The following is a 16904-nucleotide window of genomic DNA, read 5'->3' as shown; positions in this document are numbered from 1 at the left end:
CTGCGTACAGCTACCACCCGATCGCGTCGCGGCGATCAGTGGTAGCTCCACTTGAATCAGGAGTTCCACCATGATCAAACCCACCCCAAATCCCCCAATCGATCCAGCACCCAGCGTGCTGTTCACCGTAAAAGACGGCATCTCCACGCATGACCTACTGGTCAACCTCAGCGAGTCACTCGCTTCTGCCCACGCCCTCACCTGCGATTTCGCCTTTGATCTCGACGGCTCGCGGCGCGAAGGTGGCCTGGGTATTGCCCAGTTGATCGAGGTGTCTCGCTTGCTGGCTGAGCGGGTACTGGCTGATATCGAGCGTTAAATACGGCATCGATCGTCCCCACGCACCACGGGGACGATCATCGAGTGCAAAAAAGTATCAGTGCGCGTGCGCCCAAGGATTTGTCACAACCCCATTTCAAGGCTGTAATCGACGCACACTCTTCCTGGCTACCTGTAGGAAGACACAACAACAATAACCGTCCTTCTGTAGCCCCCTGGGCGCGGAAATGGAGTGCGCGATGAAGTTCACAGCAAAAGCTCTGCTTGCCTGTTCCTGCATGACTGCATGCATGACCCTCAGCGCCGTCAGCCTTGGCGCGCAAACCCTGACCATTGCCACCGTCAACAACAGCGACATGATCCGTATGCAGAAGCTCTCGAAAACCTTCGAGGCCGAGCACCCGGAGATCAAGTTGAACTGGGTGGTGCTCGAAGAAAACGTGCTGCGCCAACGCCTCACCACCGACATCGCCACCCAGGGCGGGCAGTTCGACGTGCTGACCATCGGCATGTACGAAGCCGCACTGTGGGGCGCCAAGGGTTGGCTGGAGCCGATGAAGGACCTGCCGGCCTCCTACGACCTTGATGATGTGTTCCCTTCGGTACGTGATGGCTTGTCCGTCAAGGGTTCGCTGTACGCCCTGCCGTTCTACGCCGAAAGCTCGATCACCTATTACCGCACCGACCTGTTCAAGGACGCCGGGCTGACCATGCCCGAGCACCCGACCTGGAGCCAGATCGGCGAATACGCGGCCAAACTTACTGATAAGTCCAAAGAGCAATACGGCCTGTGCCTGCGCGGCAAAGCCGGTTGGGGTGAGAACATGGCGCTGATCACCACCCTGGCCAACGGCTTCGGTGCGCGCTGGTTCGATGAGAAGTGGCAACCGCAATTCAATGGCCCCGAGTGGAAGGACGCGCTGAACTTCTACGTCGACAACATGAAGAAATCCGGCCCGCCGGGTGCGTCCAGCAACGGTTTCAACGAGAACCTGGCGCTGTTCAACAGCGGCAAATGCGCGATCTGGGTAGACGCCAGCGTCGCCGGTTCGTTTGTCACCGACAAGAGCCAGAGCAAGGTCGCCGAGCATGTCGGCTTCACTTTTGCACCCCACGAGAAGACCGACAAGGGCACCTCGTGGCTGTACTCCTGGAGCCTGGCGATCCCTACCAGTTCCAAGGCCAAGGACGCCGCCAAGGTGTTCACCAGTTGGGCCACGTCCAAGGAATACGGCCAGCTTGTGGCCAAGACCGATGGCATCGCCAATGTGCCGCCAGGTACGCGCCAATCCACCTACAGCGACGAGTACATGAAGGCCGCGCCGTTCGCCAAGGTGACCCTGGAATCACTGAAAGTGGCCGACCCGACCAAGCCGACCGAGAAGCCGGTGCCGTATATCGGTATCCAGTTGGTGACCATTCCTGAGTTCCAGGCGATTGGTACCCAGGTCGGCAAGTTCTTCTCGGGTGCGTTGACCGGTCAGCAAACGGTGGATGCCGCCTTGACCGCCGCGCAGACCACCACCGAGCGTGAAATGAAGCGGGCTGGTTACCCCAAGTAACCCCTGCCCTCACCACAGTCAAATGTGGGAGGGGGCTTGCTCCCGATAGCAATCTACCAGTTGATGATTGTGTGACTGATACACCGCTATCGGGAGCAAGCCCCCTCCCACACTGACCGCGCTCCGATTCGTATCTGACTGGTCTTGATTCTAATGAATACACCCGCCAAAAACCGCCTGGCCAACCCCGGCTGGTTCCTCGTCAGCCCCTCGGTGGCCTTGTTGCTGCTGTGGATGATCGTGCCGCTGGGCATGACCCTGTACTTTTCGCTGATCCGCTACAACCTGCTTTACCCCGGTGAAAACCAATTCGTGGGGTTGGAGAACTTCAGCTACTTCATTACCGATTCGGGGTTCTTGCCCGGCGCCACCAATACCCTGTTGCTGGTGGGCAGCGTGTTGCTGATCAGTGTGGTGTTCGGCGTGTTGATCAGCGCGCTGCTGGAGGCCAGTGAGTTCCTGGGCCGTGGCATCGTGCGGGTGCTGTTGATTTCGCCATTCTTCATCATGCCCACCGTTGGCGCGCTGATCTGGAAGAACCTGATTTTCCACCCGGTGTCGGGGATCCTCGCCGCCGTGTGGAAGTTCTTCGGCGCCGAGCCGGTGGATTGGCTGGCGCACTACCCGCTGTTGTCGATCATCATCATTGTGTCGTGGCAGTGGCTGCCCTTCGCGATACTGCTGCTGATGACCGCCATGCAGTCCCTGGACCAGGAGCAAAAGGAAGCTGCACGCCTGGACGGTGCCGGTGCCATTGCGATCTTCTGGCACCTGACCCTGCCCCATCTGGCCCGCCCGATTGCCGTGGTGGTGATGATCGAAACCATCTTCCTGCTCTCGGTGTTCGCCGAAATCTTCACCACCACCAACGGTGGCCCGGGTTACGCCTCGACCAACCTCGCCTACCTGATCTACAACCAGGCGCTGGTGCAGTTCGACGTGGGCATGGCCTCGGCCGGTGGCTTGATTGCCGTGGTCATCGCCAATATCGCGGCGATCATCCTGGTGCGGATGATCGGCAAAAACCTGACTGACAAGCCTTGAGGGCCGCGCCATGACACTTCAACAATCCCGCCGCCTGCAAAGCCTGCTGCTCGGTACGTTGGCCTGGGCCATCGCGATCCTGATTTTCTTCCCGATCTTCTGGATGGTGCTGACCAGCTTCAAGACTGAAATCGATGCGTTCGCCACCCCGCCGCAGTTCATCTTCACGCCGACGCTGGAGAACTACCTGCACATCAACGAACGCAGCAACTACTTCGCCTACGCCTGGAACTCGGTGGTGATTTCGTTCAGCGCCACTGCCCTGTGCCTACTGATCTCGGTGCCGGCCGCCTACTCCATGGCGTTCTACGAAACCCAGCGCACCAAGGGCACGCTGCTGTGGATGCTGTCGACCAAGATGCTGCCACCGGTGGGCGTGCTGATGCCGATCTATCTGTTGGCCAAGAGCCTTGGCCTGTTGGACACGCGTATCGCGCTGATCATCATCTACACCCTGATCAACCTGCCGATCGTGGTGTGGATGGTGTACACCTACTTCAAGGACATCCCCAAGGACATCCTCGAAGCCGCCCGCCTGGACGGCGCCACCCTGTGGCAGGAAATGGTCCGCGTGCTGTTGCCGATCGCCAAGGGTGGCCTGGCCTCCACGGTGTTGCTGTCGCTGATCCTGTGCTGGAACGAGGCGTTCTGGTCGCTGAACCTGACCTCGTCGAGCGCTGCGCCGTTGACCGCACTGATCGCCTCCTACTCCAGCCCCGAAGGTTTGTTCTGGGCCAAGTTGTCCGCCGTCTCGACCCTGGCCTGCGCGCCGATCCTGATCTTTGGCTGGATCAGCCAGAAACAGCTGGTGCGCGGTTTGTCCTTCGGCGCCGTCAAATAATAATTCGAAAAGGAGGCCCATCATGGCCAACCTGAAAATCAAGAATCTGCAAAAAGGCTTCGAAGGTTTCTCGATCATCAAGGGCATTGACCTTGAAGTGAACGACAAGGAATTCGTGGTGTTCGTCGGCCCGTCGGGCTGCGGCAAATCCACCCTGCTACGCCTGATCGCCGGCCTGGAAGAAGTCACGGAAGGCACCATCGAACTGGATGGCCGCGACATCACCGAAGTGACCCCGGCCAAGCGCGACCTGGCCATGGTGTTCCAGACCTACGCGCTGTACCCGCACATGAGCGTGCGCAAGAACATGTCGTTTGCCCTGGACCTGGCCGGTGTCGACAAGAAGCTGGTCGAGAGCAAGGTCAGCGAAGCGGCGCGCATCCTGGAACTGGGGCCGCTGCTGGAGCGCAAGCCCAAGCAACTGTCCGGCGGCCAGCGCCAGCGCGTGGCGATTGGCCGGGCGATTGTGCGTAACCCGAAAATCTTCCTGTTCGACGAGCCGCTGTCCAACCTCGACGCGGCGCTGCGCGTGCAGATGCGCCTGGAACTGGCGCGCCTGCATAAAGAACTGCAAGCCACCATGATCTACGTGACCCACGACCAGGTCGAAGCCATGACCCTGGCCGACAAGGTGGTGGTGCTCAACAGTGGCCGTATCGAGCAGGTCGGCTCGCCGTTGGAGCTGTATCACCAACCGGCCAACCTGTTTGTGGCCGGCTTTCTCGGCACGCCGAAGATGGGCTTTCTCAAGGGCAAGGTCACGCGTGTCGAAGGCCATGGCTGCGACGTGCAATTGGACGCTGGCACCCTGATCAGCCTGCCGTTGAGTGGCGCGACCTTGAGCGTCGGCAGCGCGGTGACCCTGGGCATTCGTCCCGAGCATCTGGAAATCGCCGCGCCAGGGCAAACCACCCTGACCGTCACCGCTGACGTTGGCGAGCGCCTGGGCAGCGACACCTTCTGCCACGTCATCACCGCCAATGGCGAACCGCTGACCATGCGGATTCGCGGCGACATGGCCAGCCAGTACGGCGAGACGTTGCACCTGCACCTGGACCCGGCGCACTGCCATCTGTTCGACACTGACGGCGTAGCGGTGGCCCGCCCACTGCGCGCAGCCGCCTGACTCCGCGAGTATTTTTAGATGAAACTGAATAAACACAATCTCACGCAGTTAGCGCCGCAAGTGAAAATCCCGGCTTATGCGCTTGCCGACACCCGCCAGGGCATCGCCCATATCGGCGTCGGTGGCTTTCACCGCGCACACCAGGCGTATTACACCGACGCCTTGATGAATACCGGCGAGGGCCTGGACTGGGGCATTTGTGGCGTAGGCCTGCGTGCCGAGGACCGCAAGGCTCGCGACGACCTGGCCGGCCAGGATTACTTGTTTACCCTGTATGAGCTAGGTGACACCGACGACACCGAAGTACGCGTCATCGGCGCCCTCAGCGATATGCTGCTGGCCGAAGACGGCGCCCAGGCGTTGATCGACAAACTGGCTGACCCGGCTATCCGCATCGTCTCGTTGACCATCACCGAGGGCGGCTACTGCATCGATGACAGCAACGGCGAATTCATGGCCCACCTGCCACAGATCCAGCATGACCTGGCGCACCCCAAGACACCCAAAACCGTGTTCGGTTTTATCTGCGCAGCGCTCACCCAACGCCGCGCCGCCGGCACTGCGGCATTTACCGTCATGTCCTGCGATAACCTGCCGCACAACGGCGCCGTCACGCGCAAGGCACTGCTGGCCTTCGCCGCGCTACACAACGCCGAGCTGCATGACTGGATCAAAACCAACGTGAGCTTCCCGAACGCCATGGTCGACCGCATCACGCCAATGACCAGCACCGCCCACCGCCTGCAACTGCATGATGAACATGGCGTCGACGATGCCTGGCCGGTGGTGTGCGAACCGTTTGTGCAGTGGGTACTGGAAGACAAGTTCGTCAACGGTCGCCCGGCCTGGGAGAAGGTCGGCGTGCAGTTCACCGATGACGTCACGCCTTACGAAGAGATGAAGATCGGCTTGCTCAACGGCAGCCACCTGGCCCTCACCTACCTGGGTTTTCTCAAGGGTTATCGGTTTGTCCACGAGACCATGAACGACCCGCTGTTCGTGGCATATATGCGTGCGTTCATGGACCTGGACGTTACGCCGAACCTGGCGCCGGTGCCGGGCATCGACCTGACGGCGTACAAGCAGACGCTGGTGGAGCGCTTTTCCAACCAGGCGATTGCCGACCAGTTGGAACGGGTGTGTTCCGATGGTTCGTCGAAGTTTCCCAAGTTCACCGTGCCGACCATCAATCGCTTGATTGCCGATGGCCGCGAGACTGAGCGTGCAGCGCTGGTAGTGGCGGCCTGGGCCTTGTATTTGAAAGGGGTGGATGAGAATGGCGTGAGCTACAAGATCCCCGATCCGAGGGCCGAGTTCTGCCAGGGGCTGGTGAGTGATGACACACTGATCAGCCAGCGGTTGCTGGGGGTAGAGGAGATTTTTGGCACGGCTATTCCCAAGTCCGCTGAGTTTGTGGCAGCGTTTGAGCGGTGCTATGCAAGCCTGCGCGACAAAGGCGTCACCCAAACCCTGCAACAACTCCTGAACAAACCGGATTAAAACTGTGGGAGGGGGCTTGCTCCCGATAGCGGTAGGTCAGAGAAAGGTATTTGACTGACACTCCCTCATCGGGAGCAAGCCCCCTCCCACACTTGACCGGGTTACCAATCCAAAAATAATACTGCTGAGCACTCCATCATGACCCAGCAAAACCTGTTCCTCGGAATCGACTGCGGCACTCAAGGCACCAAGGCCATCGTCCTCGACGCCTCCAGCGGCAAGGTGCTGGGCCTGGGCGCCGCCGCGCATACCTTGATCAGCGGCGCCAACGGCCGGCGCGAGCAACACACCCAGGAATGGCTGGACGCCTTCACCGAAGCCACCCACCGCGCCCTGCAACAAGCCGGGGTGGACGCCCAGGACATCCTTGGCATCGGCGTTTCCGGCCAGCAGCACGGCCTGGTGCTGCTGGACGAACAAGGTGAAGTGCTGCGCCCGGCCAAGTTATGGTGCGACACCGAAACCGCGCCGGAGAACGAGCGCCTGCTGGCACACCTGGGCGGCGAAAGCGGCTCCCTGGAACGCCTGGGCGTAGCCATCGCGCCGGGCTACACCGTCTCCAAACTGCTCTGGACCCGTGAACAGCACCCGGACGTATTTGCCCGCATCGCCCATATCCTGCTGCCCCACGACTACCTCAACTACTGGCTCACCGGTCGCGCCTGCGCCGAGTACGGCGACGCCTCGGGCACCGGTTACTTTGACGTGCGCAGCCGCACCTGGGATGTGGCGCTGCTCAGGCACATCGACCCCAGCGGCCGCCTGGAGGCAGCGCTCCCGCAGTTGATCGAAGCCGACCAGGCGGTGGGCACGATCCTGCCGGCCATTGCCGAGCGCCTGGGCATCAACCCCAACGCCGTGGTGTCCAGCGGCGGCGGCGACAATATGATGGGCGCCATCGGCACCGGCAATATCGCTCCCGGCGTGATCACCATGAGCCTGGGCTCATCAGGCACCGTGTATGCGTTTGCCGACCAGCCCAACGTCAGCCCGCAGGCGTCGGTAGCGACCTTTTGCTCGTCCAGTGGCGGCTGGCTGCCGCTGATCTGCACCATGAACCTGACCAACGCCACCGGGGTAATTCGCGAGCTGTTCGAACTCGACTTGCAGACGTTCAACGCCCTGGTCGAACAAGCCCCGATTGGCGCCGACGGGGTGAGCATGCTGCCGTTTCTCAATGGCGAACGCGTGCCTGCCCTGCCCCACGCCACCGGCAGCCTGCACGGCCTGACCATGACCAACCTGACCCGCGCCAACCTGTGCCGCGCCGTGGTTGAGGGCACCACCTTCGGTCTGCGTTATGGCCTTGACCTGCTGCGCCAGACCGGCTTGCAAAGCCAGAGCATCCGCCTGATCGGCGGCGGCTCGAAAAGCCCGGTGTGGCGGCAGATGGTCGCCGATATCATGCACACCGAAGTGGTGTGCACCGAACAGAGCGAAGCCGCCGCCCTGGGCGCGGCAATCCAGGCCGCCTGGTGCCAGAGCGGCGAACCCTTGGCCAGCCTGTGCGACAAATGTGTGAGCGTCGACCCGGCCAGCCTCACCTTGCCGGCAACCGAGAGTGTCAGCGCCTATCAACAGGCGTATGAGCGTTATCAACAGCACGTGGCATCCCTTTAAGAGCGAACGACTATGTATCTGGTGTGTGGTGAGGCGCTGTTTGATTTTTTCAGCGAGGAGGATGCCAGCGGGCAGGCCGCCAAAGTCAATTACAAGGCGATTGCCGGGGGCTCGCCATTCAATGTGGCCGTGGGCCTGCGCCGCCTGGGGATTGAAGCCGGGTTGTTCGGCGGCCTGTCCAGCGACTTCCTCGGCCGGCGCTTGTTGCAGGTGCTGAAAGATGAAGGGGTCAGCGAGCAGTTCCTGGTGGAATTTGCCGCGCCGACCACGTTGTCGATGGTCGCTGTGGGCGTCAATGGCTCACCGCAGTACAACTTCCGTGGCGAAGGCTGTGCGGATCGGTTGCTGGAAGTCGCGCATTTGCCGGTACTCGGCGATGAGGTGCGCGGGCTGCATATCGGCTCGTTCTCACTGGTGGTGCAACCGATTGGCGACACCCTGCTGGCGCTGGTCAAGCGCGAAAGCGGCAAGCGCCTGATCAGCCTGGACCCTAACGTGCGCCTTAACCCGCAGCCGGACATCCAACTATGGCGTGATCGCGTCGCCGAGCTGGTCACACATGCCGACCTGATCAAGGTCAGCGACGAAGACCTGCACCTGCTCTACCCCGACCAGTCACCCGAAAGTGTGCTGCACGGTTGGCTGCAACACCGCTGCCAACTGGTGTTCCTCACCCGCGGCGGCGATGGCGCCAGCGTATTCAGCCGTCAGCACGGCAACTGGTCGGCGCCGGCAGTCAAGGTGGTGATGGCTGACACTGTGGGCGCCGGCGACACCTTCCAGGCCGCGTTGATTGCCTGGCTGACCGAGCATCAGCTTGACTCAGTGACTGGCCTGCAACAGCTCACGCGCGTGCAGATTGATAACATGCTCGGCTTTGCGATTCGGGCTGCCGCGTTGACCTGTACCAAGACCGGCCCCGACCTGCCGTACCGTCATCAGCTGGGCTGACGCGCATAACAATGGGCCTGGCGAATGCCAGGCCCTGGGTCAACTTGAATTCAAGGCTTAACTAGAAATAACCGCGCCCTCCTGCTCGACGCAGGGTGTGGGTCTGGGTGTGCTTGAGGTCTTCACGCAAACCGGCGATCAGGTTGCAAATGGCTCGACTGCTGTCGAGTTTGTCGGCGTTTATACCTTTGACTTCCAAGTCCACCCGGTCACGGTCGCGGTCGTCATACACCTTGATCGTCAACGAAGCATCCTCGGCTTTGGTGCATTCGCACCGTTTAGGCAGAAAACTTCCTTCAATAATGCTGCGAAGTTCCAGTTCCGAAAGCATGGCCAACCTCTCCTTTTTTGAGACTGCCAATCAGTTTTTATGGGCTGGCAGGCGCTAGCCTGCCCCGTCTTGCCAACCCTGGCAGACGCCTGTACTCACCCAGCCTACTCGGCAAATCTCAGCATTGTTGTAACTTTTCTTCATAAGCGACCTGCCGATTAATATGAAGCCGATTGCAGCCTTTAAATAATCGTCGAACCACTGCGATTAAACGTTTAACCCTGCATGTCAGTTCAAACAGCAACCTGTGTCGACGCTCTTTTCGGCAACATGTCGCAACTATCGCGCGCCTCATTTGAACCAGGGGTTTACGCAAAGCATACGAAACGTATACGCTTTGTATATCAAACCTACACAGTGAACCTCATGGGCATCGTCAAAATCACCGACCAACTGCACGAACAGCTTCGCCTGGCCAGCGCCGCCATGGACCGCTCCATCAACGCCCAGGCCGAGTTCTGGATCAAGATCGGCCTGCTCGCCGAGCTCAACCCGCACCTGCCCTACAACGAGCTGATCAACAAGTTGTTGCTGGACAAGCCCGACCTGATCCGGGGGCGCAGCTGATGATCAAGACAGCCGCCCAACTGGCCGTGATGCGAGAGTCGGGGCGCCTGCTGGCCCAGGTGTTCGACATGCTCGACGGTTATGTCGCCGCCGGCCTCTCCACTCTTGAGCTGGACAGCGCCGTCGAAGCCTTCATCCGCCACGAACTCAAGGCCCGCCCCGCCAGCCTGGGTCAGTACGACTACCCCTTTTGCATCAACACCTCGATCAACGAAGTGGTGTGCCATGGCATGCCAAGCGCCACGCAGTTCCTCAAGGACGGCGACATCATCAACATCGACATCACCCTGGAAAAAGGCGGTTTCATTGCCGACTCCAGCAAGATGTACATGATCGGTAACGTGGCGCCCAAGGCCAAACGCCTGGTGGAAATGACCTTCGAGGCGATGTGGGCTGGCATCCGCCAGGTCAAGCCCGGCGCTCGCCTGGGTGATATCGGTCATGCGATTCAGAGTCACGCCCAGGCCAACGGCTACAGCGTGGTGCGTGAATACTGCGGCCATGGCATCGGCAAACAGATGCATGAAGAGCCACAGATCCTGCACTTCGGCCGCCCTGGCACCGGCCTCGTTCTGCGCGAAGGTATGGTGTTTACCGTGGAGCCCATGCTCAACCAGGGCGGCGCCAAGACGCGCAGTCTCAAGGATGGCTGGACGGTGGTGACCAAGGACAACAGTCTGTCGGCGCAGTGGGAACATACTGTGGCAGTGACGGCGGACGGGTTTGAGGTGCTCACGTTGCAGAAACAAACTGATGCAGAACCGGTGGAATCACTACCTTGAGCAATGGGCGCTGATCGGCCATTGAAAAGTCTCCCGAGCGGCCTACCCGCTCGGGAGAGTAACGAACTCAAGGGTGCGCGTGGGCCAGACTAATACCTTCCAGGTGGCTCAAGCGATTCTCCTTGAGAATGCACTGGGTCGTTATCCGTTGCGGATAGCAACGCATAAACATGTTGGTGAAATGTGTGCCGTAATGAATACGTTCAGTACAGCTCTGACTGAATAATGGCTTGGCTGAAACGCTGAAACTCGGCTCGTGAAAGTAGGCCATGGCAAAACGCTCACGTGAGTTTAGCTTGACCTTGTGAGGCGTCGAGAGCAGAAGTCCATCGGTCATGAATTGCAAAATATCACCCGGAAACACTGTGAACACGCGCGGTACCGGTTTCACGAACGTCCAGGGCTCGTCGTTTTCGAATAAACCTGCAGTGCTTTCGTCAGGCAACCAGTTGCGCTTGCGATGTTCGCCGTCGACCGGAGGCCGAATATACAAACCTCCCACCTCATCCTGAGTAGCGATCACCAGCATGCCGTAGTCGGTATGGGCCCCAATACCTCGGCAGGTTTGCGCCGACTCGGCAGGGAAACGCAGAACACGCATATGGTGCCAGCCATCCTGGCTAAGCTGCGTCAAAGCATTTATTTCCAATCCCAGTCCGAGTGCCACCAGCTTCAACAACTTTTCGCCCGTGTCACCCAATTCCTCCAGGAAGGCTTTCATGCTGTCGCGGTATTCGTCATTGGGCCATGGCACGGGACCGTGGCACGGCCAGCCGTCTACGACGCGCTGATCCTCCAGTGGCAGATCTTTGCAAATGGTGAAAATTTCCGATTGATCCTGCTCGCCAGCCGTGACCTCTTCGCCAGAAGCAACATACCCTGCATAGGTAAGACTGCTGACTAAGCGCGACTTCTCTTCCCGGGGCAGTTTGAAAAAAGCCTTGCTGGCTGCCATGGCGCGCTTGACCTTCTGGTCCTGTTCGTCATGGATGCTGATCTGAAAAATACCGTCTTTGCGCCAAGCATCTATGAGCGCTCGGCCCAATTGGCGATCGGCCTTGCTATCAGTTACAGCTTCAGGCAGGGCAAAAGTTATTAAGTCAGTCATGTCGTGTCTCCTTAAATCCATTAAAGAGACGTGCACTCACAAATGTGACGCTGAACTGCTCCATCAACGGAACTGCTTCAGGCCCAACGTTGCGAGCCTGAATCATGAACGTCGTTATATTCCCATCTGGGAACGGTATTTATAGACTCCGGCGGACAACCTGAACATAACCGGATGTCGGTTTAACTGGCATCGAATCAACCGTCCGACGGCAGGTAAAGGTTGCTCGCCTTCCTGCCCTGGCAACCGCGAGTTTCAGCGGTCTGCTTGATTGTTACCACACCTGACCCTGGCGTTTAAGCTCCAGGCGGCGCACAAACTCCTCCAGCACCAAGCCATACAGATCGTCCTGCAGGTAGGCATCTTCGATGCCCGCATCCAGGTTGGGGTTGTCGTTGACCTCAATCACCACCACTTTGTCGCCGGACTGCTTGAGGTCCACGCCATAGAGGCCGTCGCCGATCAGGTTGGCAGTCTTCACTGCCAGTTCCACCACGGCTTTTGGCGCTTCGTGGACCGCCAGGGTGCGACACTCACCGTTGACGGCCTGGCCAATGGCCTTGTGGTTGTAGATCTGCCAATGCCCCTTGGACATGAAGTACTGGCAGGCGAAAATCGGTTTACGGTTGAGCACGCCGATGCGCCAGTCGTATTCGGTGTAGAAGAACTCTTGGGCCAGCAGCAGTACCGAATGCTCGAACAGCTCGGCCGTGGCCTTGAGCAGCGCCGCCTGGCTTTCGACCTTTATCACCCCTCGGGAGAAACAGCCATCGGGGATCTTCAACACCAGTGGGAAACCCAGGCGCTCGCCGACGCGCTCGAAATCTTGCGGCCGCTCCTTGTAAAGAATCTCGGTGGCCGGCATGCCCAGTTGATGGCTGTTCAGCAGGTCGGTGAGATAGACCTTGTTGGTGCAGCGCAGGATCGATGCGGGGTCATCCATCACCACCAGCCCCTCGCTTTCGGCTTTCTTGGCGAAACGGTAGGTATGGTTATCGACGCTGGTAGTCTCACGGATGAGCAAGGCGTCGTACTCGGCCAGGCGCGCGTAATCCTTGCGCTCGATCAACTCCACATCAATGCCCAGGCCCTTGCCGACCCGTATGAAATTTTCCAGGGCGCGGGGGTTGGACGGAGGCAGTTGCTCCTGAGGATCGTGAAGAATTGCCAGGTCATAACGGGCCAACCGACGTGAGCGCGGCTGACGCCAGACCTTGCGACTGAAGTTGTCGAGGGCGTGGGCGAATTGGTCTTCCTGATCGTCGCGTAACTTGTGCAATACGCCAGACTTAACGCCTTCGATATGCCAGCCGTTATGTTGACGGAATTCAACTAACAAGATCGGACAGGGAAAGGTTTCAAACAACTGGCGCGCTAACTCCTGCAAAGGTTCTATCGTGGTCCGACCGAAATACAGTGTCAGGGTAAAGCCTTCGGTATTGCTGTAGAGATGATGACTCAGGGCCTTTTCCAGGCTTTTGTCCAGATCATCCAGAGACAGGCCATACAGGGCTTTCCTGGTCAGTTCGCTGATGGTGCGCACCGATGGAATCACCTTGTGCCCACGCGCCTCGGCCAGCAACGAGCAGTAGTAGCCGTGCCCCAGGTACTTGTAGCTGCGGCACAGGTTGATTACCTGTACGCGCTTGCCTGTTTCGTTTTCCCGGGTCTGCTCCAGGTACTCCTGGGCGGTGACGATATCCTCGCTGGGAAAATAGGAGGCCCAATCTTCCTTGCGCTCGACAATAATCACCACTTGGCTCGAACTTCGGGGTGGCGCGGAAAAATAACCGTTGGACGTTATTGTCGCCGCAACTGTTTGCTCGGATACTTGACGCCAATGACCTTGTACCGCCGACATAATAGTTGATCCGCTTTAGAGAACTCGACCTTTTCTATTAAGCACGATCTTTTAGGGAAGTCCCGTTTCGTTACGCAACTTTTACGGTGGTCTTATGGCTCTTTTCTTTCGCGTTGCAACCCTCGACGATGTGCCTGCATTAGTGGCGTTGGAGCAGCAGTGTTTCAGCAGTGATCGGCTGTCTTCGCGCAGTCTGCGCTGGATGATCAGCCGGGCCAATGGCCAGTTGTGGCTTGTGCAACAGCACGGTGAACTGCTCGGCTATGGGCTGGTGCTGTTTCGTCGTGGCGCCCGGCTGGCGCGCTTGTATTCCATCGCCATTGCCGAGCACGCTCGAGGCATCGGTCTGGGCCATCAGTTACTGGAGCACATCGAAGCCTGCGCCCTGGCCAACGATTGCGCGTACCTGCGTCTGCAAGTGCGCACCGACAACCCCGGCGCACTCTCCCTGTATGAGCGCAATGGCTATCGGCGCTTTGCCTGGGTCGACGACTACTACGAAGATCACACAGCTGCCTTGTGCCTGGAAAAACCGCTCGCGCCTGCATCGGCCGTGGCTTCCAGCTCACGCACCAGCGGCAAAACACGTTTGCCGAAGTACTCCACCTCTTCCTGAAAATGCAGAAAGCCCGCGAGCACCAGGTCCACGCCCACGGCCTTGAGCGCGACAATGCGTTCGGCGATCTGCCGCGGGGTGCCAATCAGGTTGGTCTTGAAGCCATCGTTGTACTGCACCAGGTCTTCGAAGCTGGACTTGGCCCAGTTGCCCTCGCCTTCCGGCGAAGCCTTGCCCGCCTGCTTGGCGGCATCACCAAAGGCGTTGACCGCTTCCGGGTCGGCCTGGTCGATGATTTCCGCCAGCACGGCCCGGGCTTCTTCTTCGGTGTCGCGGGCGATCACAAAGGCGTTCACGCCGACCTTAACCGAATGGTGATTGGCAGCGGCCTTGGCGCGGATATCATCGACCTGGGCCTTGATGCCTTCGGGGGTGTTGCCGTTAGTGAAGTACCAGTCCGAGACCCGCGCCGCCATGTCCCGTGCCGCCCGTGAACTACCCCCCTGGAAAACCTCTGGCTGGCCCAATGGCTTGGGCTTGAGGGTGTAGTTGTTGAAACGATAGAAATCGCCCTTGAAGGTGAAATCTTCCTGGGTCCAGATGCCTTTGAGGGCGCGGATGAATTCTTCTGAACGACGGTAGCGCTCATCGTGCTCCAGCCAGGGTTCGCCAATGGCCTGGAACTCGCCCTTGAACCAGCCACTGACGATATTCACCGCAATACGGCCATTGGTGAGCTGGTCGATGGTCGCCAATTGCTTGGCCGCCAACGCCGGTTGCCAGGGACCTGGCAGGATCGCCGCGATCACTTTGAGCGTGGTGGTCGCCGCCAGCAAAGCATGGCTGAACGCCACGGACTCATGCTGGTTTTCGGCGCCATAACCGGCGGTGAAGCGAATCTGGGTCAGGCCGTATTCAAAGCCTGCGGCTTCGGCCAACTGCGCCAGTTTGCGGTTGTAGTCGATGCCCCAGTGAGTGCGCTGTTCGATCTTGCTGACCACCAGCCCACCGCTGACGTTGGGCACCCAATAGGCAAATTTCACGGCTTGCTGACTCATCGGACGGTACCTCGCACAAATGGATGTCATGTAGCTTACGCAGCAAGCGTGCCAGTCACCCGCAAATGCCCGCGCCATGGGCGCTGCGTTAAAAAATCGGATATCTGATCAGCCTGCCGGCAATGTCACCGATCGCAGCGGTTTGTCGATCTGCTGTTGCAGGAGCAACACCCAATCACCCTCTCGCACCGCAAACAGGGGAGCAAAGTCCCGGCACGAACTGTGCAATCTCCAGCACATTCGATCACTGCCAGGAGCCCTACCCATGACTGAACATCAGGTCATCAACCCGCTGTCTACCGGCGCCGATTACCCTGCGCTGGCCGCACGTTTTCGGCCGATCTTCCAGCGCATCGCCGAGGGTGCGGTTGAGCGCGAGCACAGCCGCACACTGCCCTACGAACCGATTCAATGGCTCAAGGACGCTGGTTTTGGCGCGGTGCGGGTGCCGGTGGAATACGGTGGTGATGGCGCGTCACTGCCGCAGTTGTTTGAACTGTTGATCGAACTGGCAGCGGCCGACTCCAACGTGCCCCAGGCCCTGCGCGGGCACTTCGCATTTGCCGAAGACCGCCTGAATGCGCCACCCGGCGCAAGCCGTGATCTGTGGTTCAAGCGTTTTGTCGATGGCGATATCGTCGGCTGCGCCTGGACCGAAATCGGCACGGTGGCCATCGGTGAGGTGGTGACCCAGGTCAGCCCTGACGGCGACCGCTGGAAACTCAACGGCGAAAAGTTCTACAGCACCGGCAGCCTGTTTTCGGACTGGATCGATGTTTACGCTCAACGCAGCGACACCGGCGCCGCCGTGATCGCCGCCACCCGCACCCATCAGCCAGGCGTAGTGCAGAGCGATGACTGGGACGGCTTTGGCCAGCGCACCACCGGCAGCGGCACCTCGCGGTTTACCGACGCGGTGGTGGAAACTGAAAACCTGATCGACTTTGCCACCCGCTTCAAATACCAGACTGCGCTCTACCAACTGGTGTTGCTGGCGACACTGGCCGGTATCGGTCGCGCTGCGCTCATCGACGTGGGCCACCAGGTGCGCAACCGCCAGCGCATCTACAGCCATGGCAATGCAACGCACGTCAGCCAGGATGCGCAGGTGCAACAGGTGGTGGGCGAAGTCGCCGCGTTGGTATACGCCGCCCAGGCCAGCGCGTTGAAGGCCGCAGTGCCGGCGCAACAGGCTTATCTGGCGCGCTTTGGCGGCAATGACGTGGCCGAACGCGAAGCCAATGTGGCGGCTGAGATTGAGTCGGCGACGGCGCAAGTGGTGGTTTCGGATTTGATCCAGCGTGCCACCAGCCAATTGTTCAACGCCTTAGGGGCCTCGGATGTGCGCCAAGGCAAGGCGCTGGACCGGCATTGGCGCAACGCACGGACGGTGTCTTCGCACAATCCGGTGATCTACAAGGCGCGGATCGTGGGCGACTGGGTGATCAACGGGACAGAGCCACCGTTTGTGTGGCAAATCGGCAACGGCCCGGCGAAGGCCTGAAGTTGATCTGGGTCAAACTGTGGGAGGGGGCTTGCTCCCGATAGCGGTGGGTCAGTCCTGAATGTATTTACTGACACTTCCTCATCGGGGCATAGGTATCTACACAACTTCAGTTCGCAGCCCCCCCTACGGTAACCACGATGCGAAGCGAGCCGCTCTTGCTCTTGATCTGCTTTTGATCTTAGGCGCCCCGTCAAACCACGCTGGCCGGAAT

The 16904-nt window shown here is 59.6% G+C and carries 15 protein-coding genes and 1 pseudogene; 12 read left to right on the top strand and 4 right to left on the bottom strand.

The window, feature by feature from the left end:
- The first annotated feature begins 70 nt into the window (after window positions 1-70).
- The 8 genes from E4P01_RS11145 (at window position 71) to E4P01_RS11110 (ending at window position 8923) form a co-directional block, all read left to right on the top strand.
- Complete coding sequence (locus E4P01_RS11145) at window positions 71-319, top strand: DUF6124 family protein (protein ID WP_216091514.1); 249 nt, start codon at window positions 71-73, stop codon at window positions 317-319.
- 199 nt (window positions 320-518) lie between these two features.
- Window positions 519-1841 (top strand): sugar ABC transporter substrate-binding protein, encoded by a 1323-nt coding sequence (locus E4P01_RS11140; protein ID WP_005788580.1) that lies wholly within the window; start codon window positions 519-521, stop codon window positions 1839-1841.
- 153 nt (window positions 1842-1994) lie between these two features.
- Window positions 1995-2885 carry a sugar ABC transporter permease gene (locus E4P01_RS11135; RefSeq protein ID WP_005788581.1) on the top strand — a complete coding sequence of 297 codons (891 nt, stop codon included), beginning with the start codon at window positions 1995-1997 and terminating at the stop codon, window positions 2883-2885.
- Between the two features lie 10 nt (window positions 2886-2895).
- The gene (locus tag E4P01_RS11130; protein WP_032875774.1) at window positions 2896-3726 is read left to right on the top strand and encodes a carbohydrate ABC transporter permease; all 831 of its coding nucleotides are present in this window, start codon (window positions 2896-2898) and stop codon (window positions 3724-3726) included.
- Window positions 3727-3748: 22 nt separating this feature from the next.
- The gene (ugpC, locus tag E4P01_RS11125; RefSeq protein WP_032875775.1) at window positions 3749-4852 is read left to right on the top strand and encodes a sn-glycerol-3-phosphate ABC transporter ATP-binding protein UgpC; all 1104 of its coding nucleotides are present in this window, start codon (window positions 3749-3751) and stop codon (window positions 4850-4852) included.
- An 18-nt stretch (window positions 4853-4870) separates the two neighbouring features.
- Window positions 4871-6352 (top strand): mannitol dehydrogenase family protein, encoded by a 1482-nt coding sequence (locus E4P01_RS11120; protein WP_078821468.1) that lies wholly within the window; start codon window positions 4871-4873, stop codon window positions 6350-6352.
- A gap of 138 nt (window positions 6353-6490) precedes the next feature.
- Window positions 6491-7972: a xylulokinase gene (xylB, locus tag E4P01_RS11115; protein ID WP_216091515.1), complete on the top strand. Its 1482-nt coding sequence runs from the start codon at window positions 6491-6493 to the stop codon at window positions 7970-7972.
- Between the two features lie 12 nt (window positions 7973-7984).
- Window positions 7985-8923, top strand: coding sequence for a carbohydrate kinase (locus E4P01_RS11110; protein WP_216091516.1), 939 nt, complete (start codon window positions 7985-7987; stop codon window positions 8921-8923).
- 61 nt (window positions 8924-8984) lie between these two features.
- Here E4P01_RS11110 and E4P01_RS11105 read toward each other — a convergent pair whose 3' ends face one another.
- Window positions 8985-9254 carry a DUF1652 domain-containing protein gene (locus tag E4P01_RS11105; protein ID WP_032875782.1) on the bottom strand — a complete coding sequence of 90 codons (270 nt, stop codon included), beginning with the start codon at window positions 9252-9254 and terminating at the stop codon, window positions 8985-8987.
- A 366-nt stretch (window positions 9255-9620) separates the two neighbouring features.
- On the opposite strand from E4P01_RS11105, the gene E4P01_RS11100 reads away from it, so the two are divergent.
- Window positions 9621-9821, top strand: a complete 201-nt coding sequence (locus tag E4P01_RS11100) for a ParD-like family protein (RefSeq protein WP_003190946.1) — start codon at window positions 9621-9623, stop codon at window positions 9819-9821.
- On the top strand, window positions 9821-10603 hold the full coding sequence (gene map / locus E4P01_RS11095) for a type I methionyl aminopeptidase (RefSeq protein ID WP_032875785.1): 783 nt from the start codon (window positions 9821-9823) through the stop codon (window positions 10601-10603). Before E4P01_RS11100 ends, map begins: the two co-directional genes overlap by 1 nt.
- A 67-nt stretch (window positions 10604-10670) precedes the next feature.
- On the opposite strand, the gene E4P01_RS11090 is transcribed toward map, so the two are convergent.
- Together E4P01_RS11090 and E4P01_RS11085 are read right to left on the bottom strand one after the other, a co-directional pair.
- Window positions 10671-11711 (bottom strand): 2-oxoglutarate and iron-dependent oxygenase domain-containing protein, encoded by a 1041-nt coding sequence (locus E4P01_RS11090; protein ID WP_032875787.1) that lies wholly within the window; start codon window positions 11709-11711, stop codon window positions 10671-10673.
- A 274-nt stretch (window positions 11712-11985) separates the two neighbouring features.
- A complete protein-coding gene (locus E4P01_RS11085; RefSeq protein WP_148854500.1) occupies window positions 11986-13572 on the bottom strand; it encodes a RimK family protein in 1587 nt (528 codons plus the stop codon).
- 94 nt (window positions 13573-13666) lie between these two features.
- Between E4P01_RS11085 and E4P01_RS11080 the strand changes: the two are divergent.
- Window positions 13667-14104 (top strand): annotated as a pseudogene (locus tag E4P01_RS11080) (GNAT family N-acetyltransferase); the annotation flags it as partial.
- Here the strand turns inward: E4P01_RS11080 and sfnG are convergent.
- On the bottom strand, window positions 14077-15186 hold the full coding sequence (gene sfnG, locus E4P01_RS11075) for a dimethylsulfone monooxygenase SfnG (protein WP_216091517.1): 1110 nt from the start codon (window positions 15184-15186) through the stop codon (window positions 14077-14079). The pseudogene E4P01_RS11080 and the gene sfnG overlap by 28 nt on opposite strands.
- A gap of 265 nt (window positions 15187-15451) precedes the next feature.
- Here sfnG and E4P01_RS11070 point away from each other — a divergent pair, with 265 nt between their 5' ends.
- The gene (locus E4P01_RS11070) at window positions 15452-16690 is read left to right on the top strand and encodes an acyl-CoA dehydrogenase family protein (protein ID WP_216091518.1); all 1239 of its coding nucleotides are present in this window, start codon (window positions 15452-15454) and stop codon (window positions 16688-16690) included.
- Window positions 16691-16904 lie beyond the last annotated feature (214 nt).

This window comes from Pseudomonas sp. NCIMB 10586, from assembly GCF_023127895.1.
GTDB classification, from domain to species: domain Bacteria; phylum Pseudomonadota; class Gammaproteobacteria; order Pseudomonadales; family Pseudomonadaceae; genus Aquipseudomonas; species Aquipseudomonas synxantha_A.
This window is presented reverse-complemented; position numbering and strand designations above follow the sequence as displayed.

Bases quoted from the DNA above. Each gene is read 5' to 3' on its own strand.
- E4P01_RS11130 (WP_032875774.1), top strand. From the start codon at position 2,896: ATGACACTTCAACAATCCCGCCGCCTGCAAAGCCTGCTGCTCGGTACG.
- map (WP_032875785.1), top strand. From the start codon at position 9,821: ATGATCAAGACAGCCGCCCAACTGGCCGTGATGCGAGAGTCGGGGCGC.
- sfnG (WP_216091517.1), bottom strand. From the start codon at position 15,186: ATGAGTCAGCAAGCCGTGAAATTTGCCTATTGGGTGCCCAACGTCAGC.
- E4P01_RS11120 (WP_078821468.1), top strand. From the start codon at position 4,871: ATGAAACTGAATAAACACAATCTCACGCAGTTAGCGCCGCAAGTGAAA.
- E4P01_RS11085 (WP_148854500.1), bottom strand. From the start codon at position 13,572: ATGTCGGCGGTACAAGGTCATTGGCGTCAAGTATCCGAGCAAACAGTT.
- E4P01_RS11105 (WP_032875782.1), bottom strand. From the start codon at position 9,254: ATGCTTTCGGAACTGGAACTTCGCAGCATTATTGAAGGAAGTTTTCTG.
- ugpC (WP_032875775.1), top strand. From the start codon at position 3,749: ATGGCCAACCTGAAAATCAAGAATCTGCAAAAAGGCTTCGAAGGTTTC.
- xylB (WP_216091515.1), top strand. From the start codon at position 6,491: ATGACCCAGCAAAACCTGTTCCTCGGAATCGACTGCGGCACTCAAGGC.
- E4P01_RS11070 (WP_216091518.1), top strand. From the start codon at position 15,452: ATGACTGAACATCAGGTCATCAACCCGCTGTCTACCGGCGCCGATTAC.
- E4P01_RS11135 (WP_005788581.1), top strand. From the start codon at position 1,995: ATGAATACACCCGCCAAAAACCGCCTGGCCAACCCCGGCTGGTTCCTC.
- E4P01_RS11110 (WP_216091516.1), top strand. From the start codon at position 7,985: ATGTATCTGGTGTGTGGTGAGGCGCTGTTTGATTTTTTCAGCGAGGAG.
- E4P01_RS11100 (WP_003190946.1), top strand. From the start codon at position 9,621: ATGGGCATCGTCAAAATCACCGACCAACTGCACGAACAGCTTCGCCTG.
- E4P01_RS11090 (WP_032875787.1), bottom strand. From the start codon at position 11,711: ATGACTGACTTAATAACTTTTGCCCTGCCTGAAGCTGTAACTGATAGC.
- E4P01_RS11145 (WP_216091514.1), top strand. From the start codon at position 71: ATGATCAAACCCACCCCAAATCCCCCAATCGATCCAGCACCCAGCGTG.
- E4P01_RS11140 (WP_005788580.1), top strand. From the start codon at position 519: ATGAAGTTCACAGCAAAAGCTCTGCTTGCCTGTTCCTGCATGACTGCA.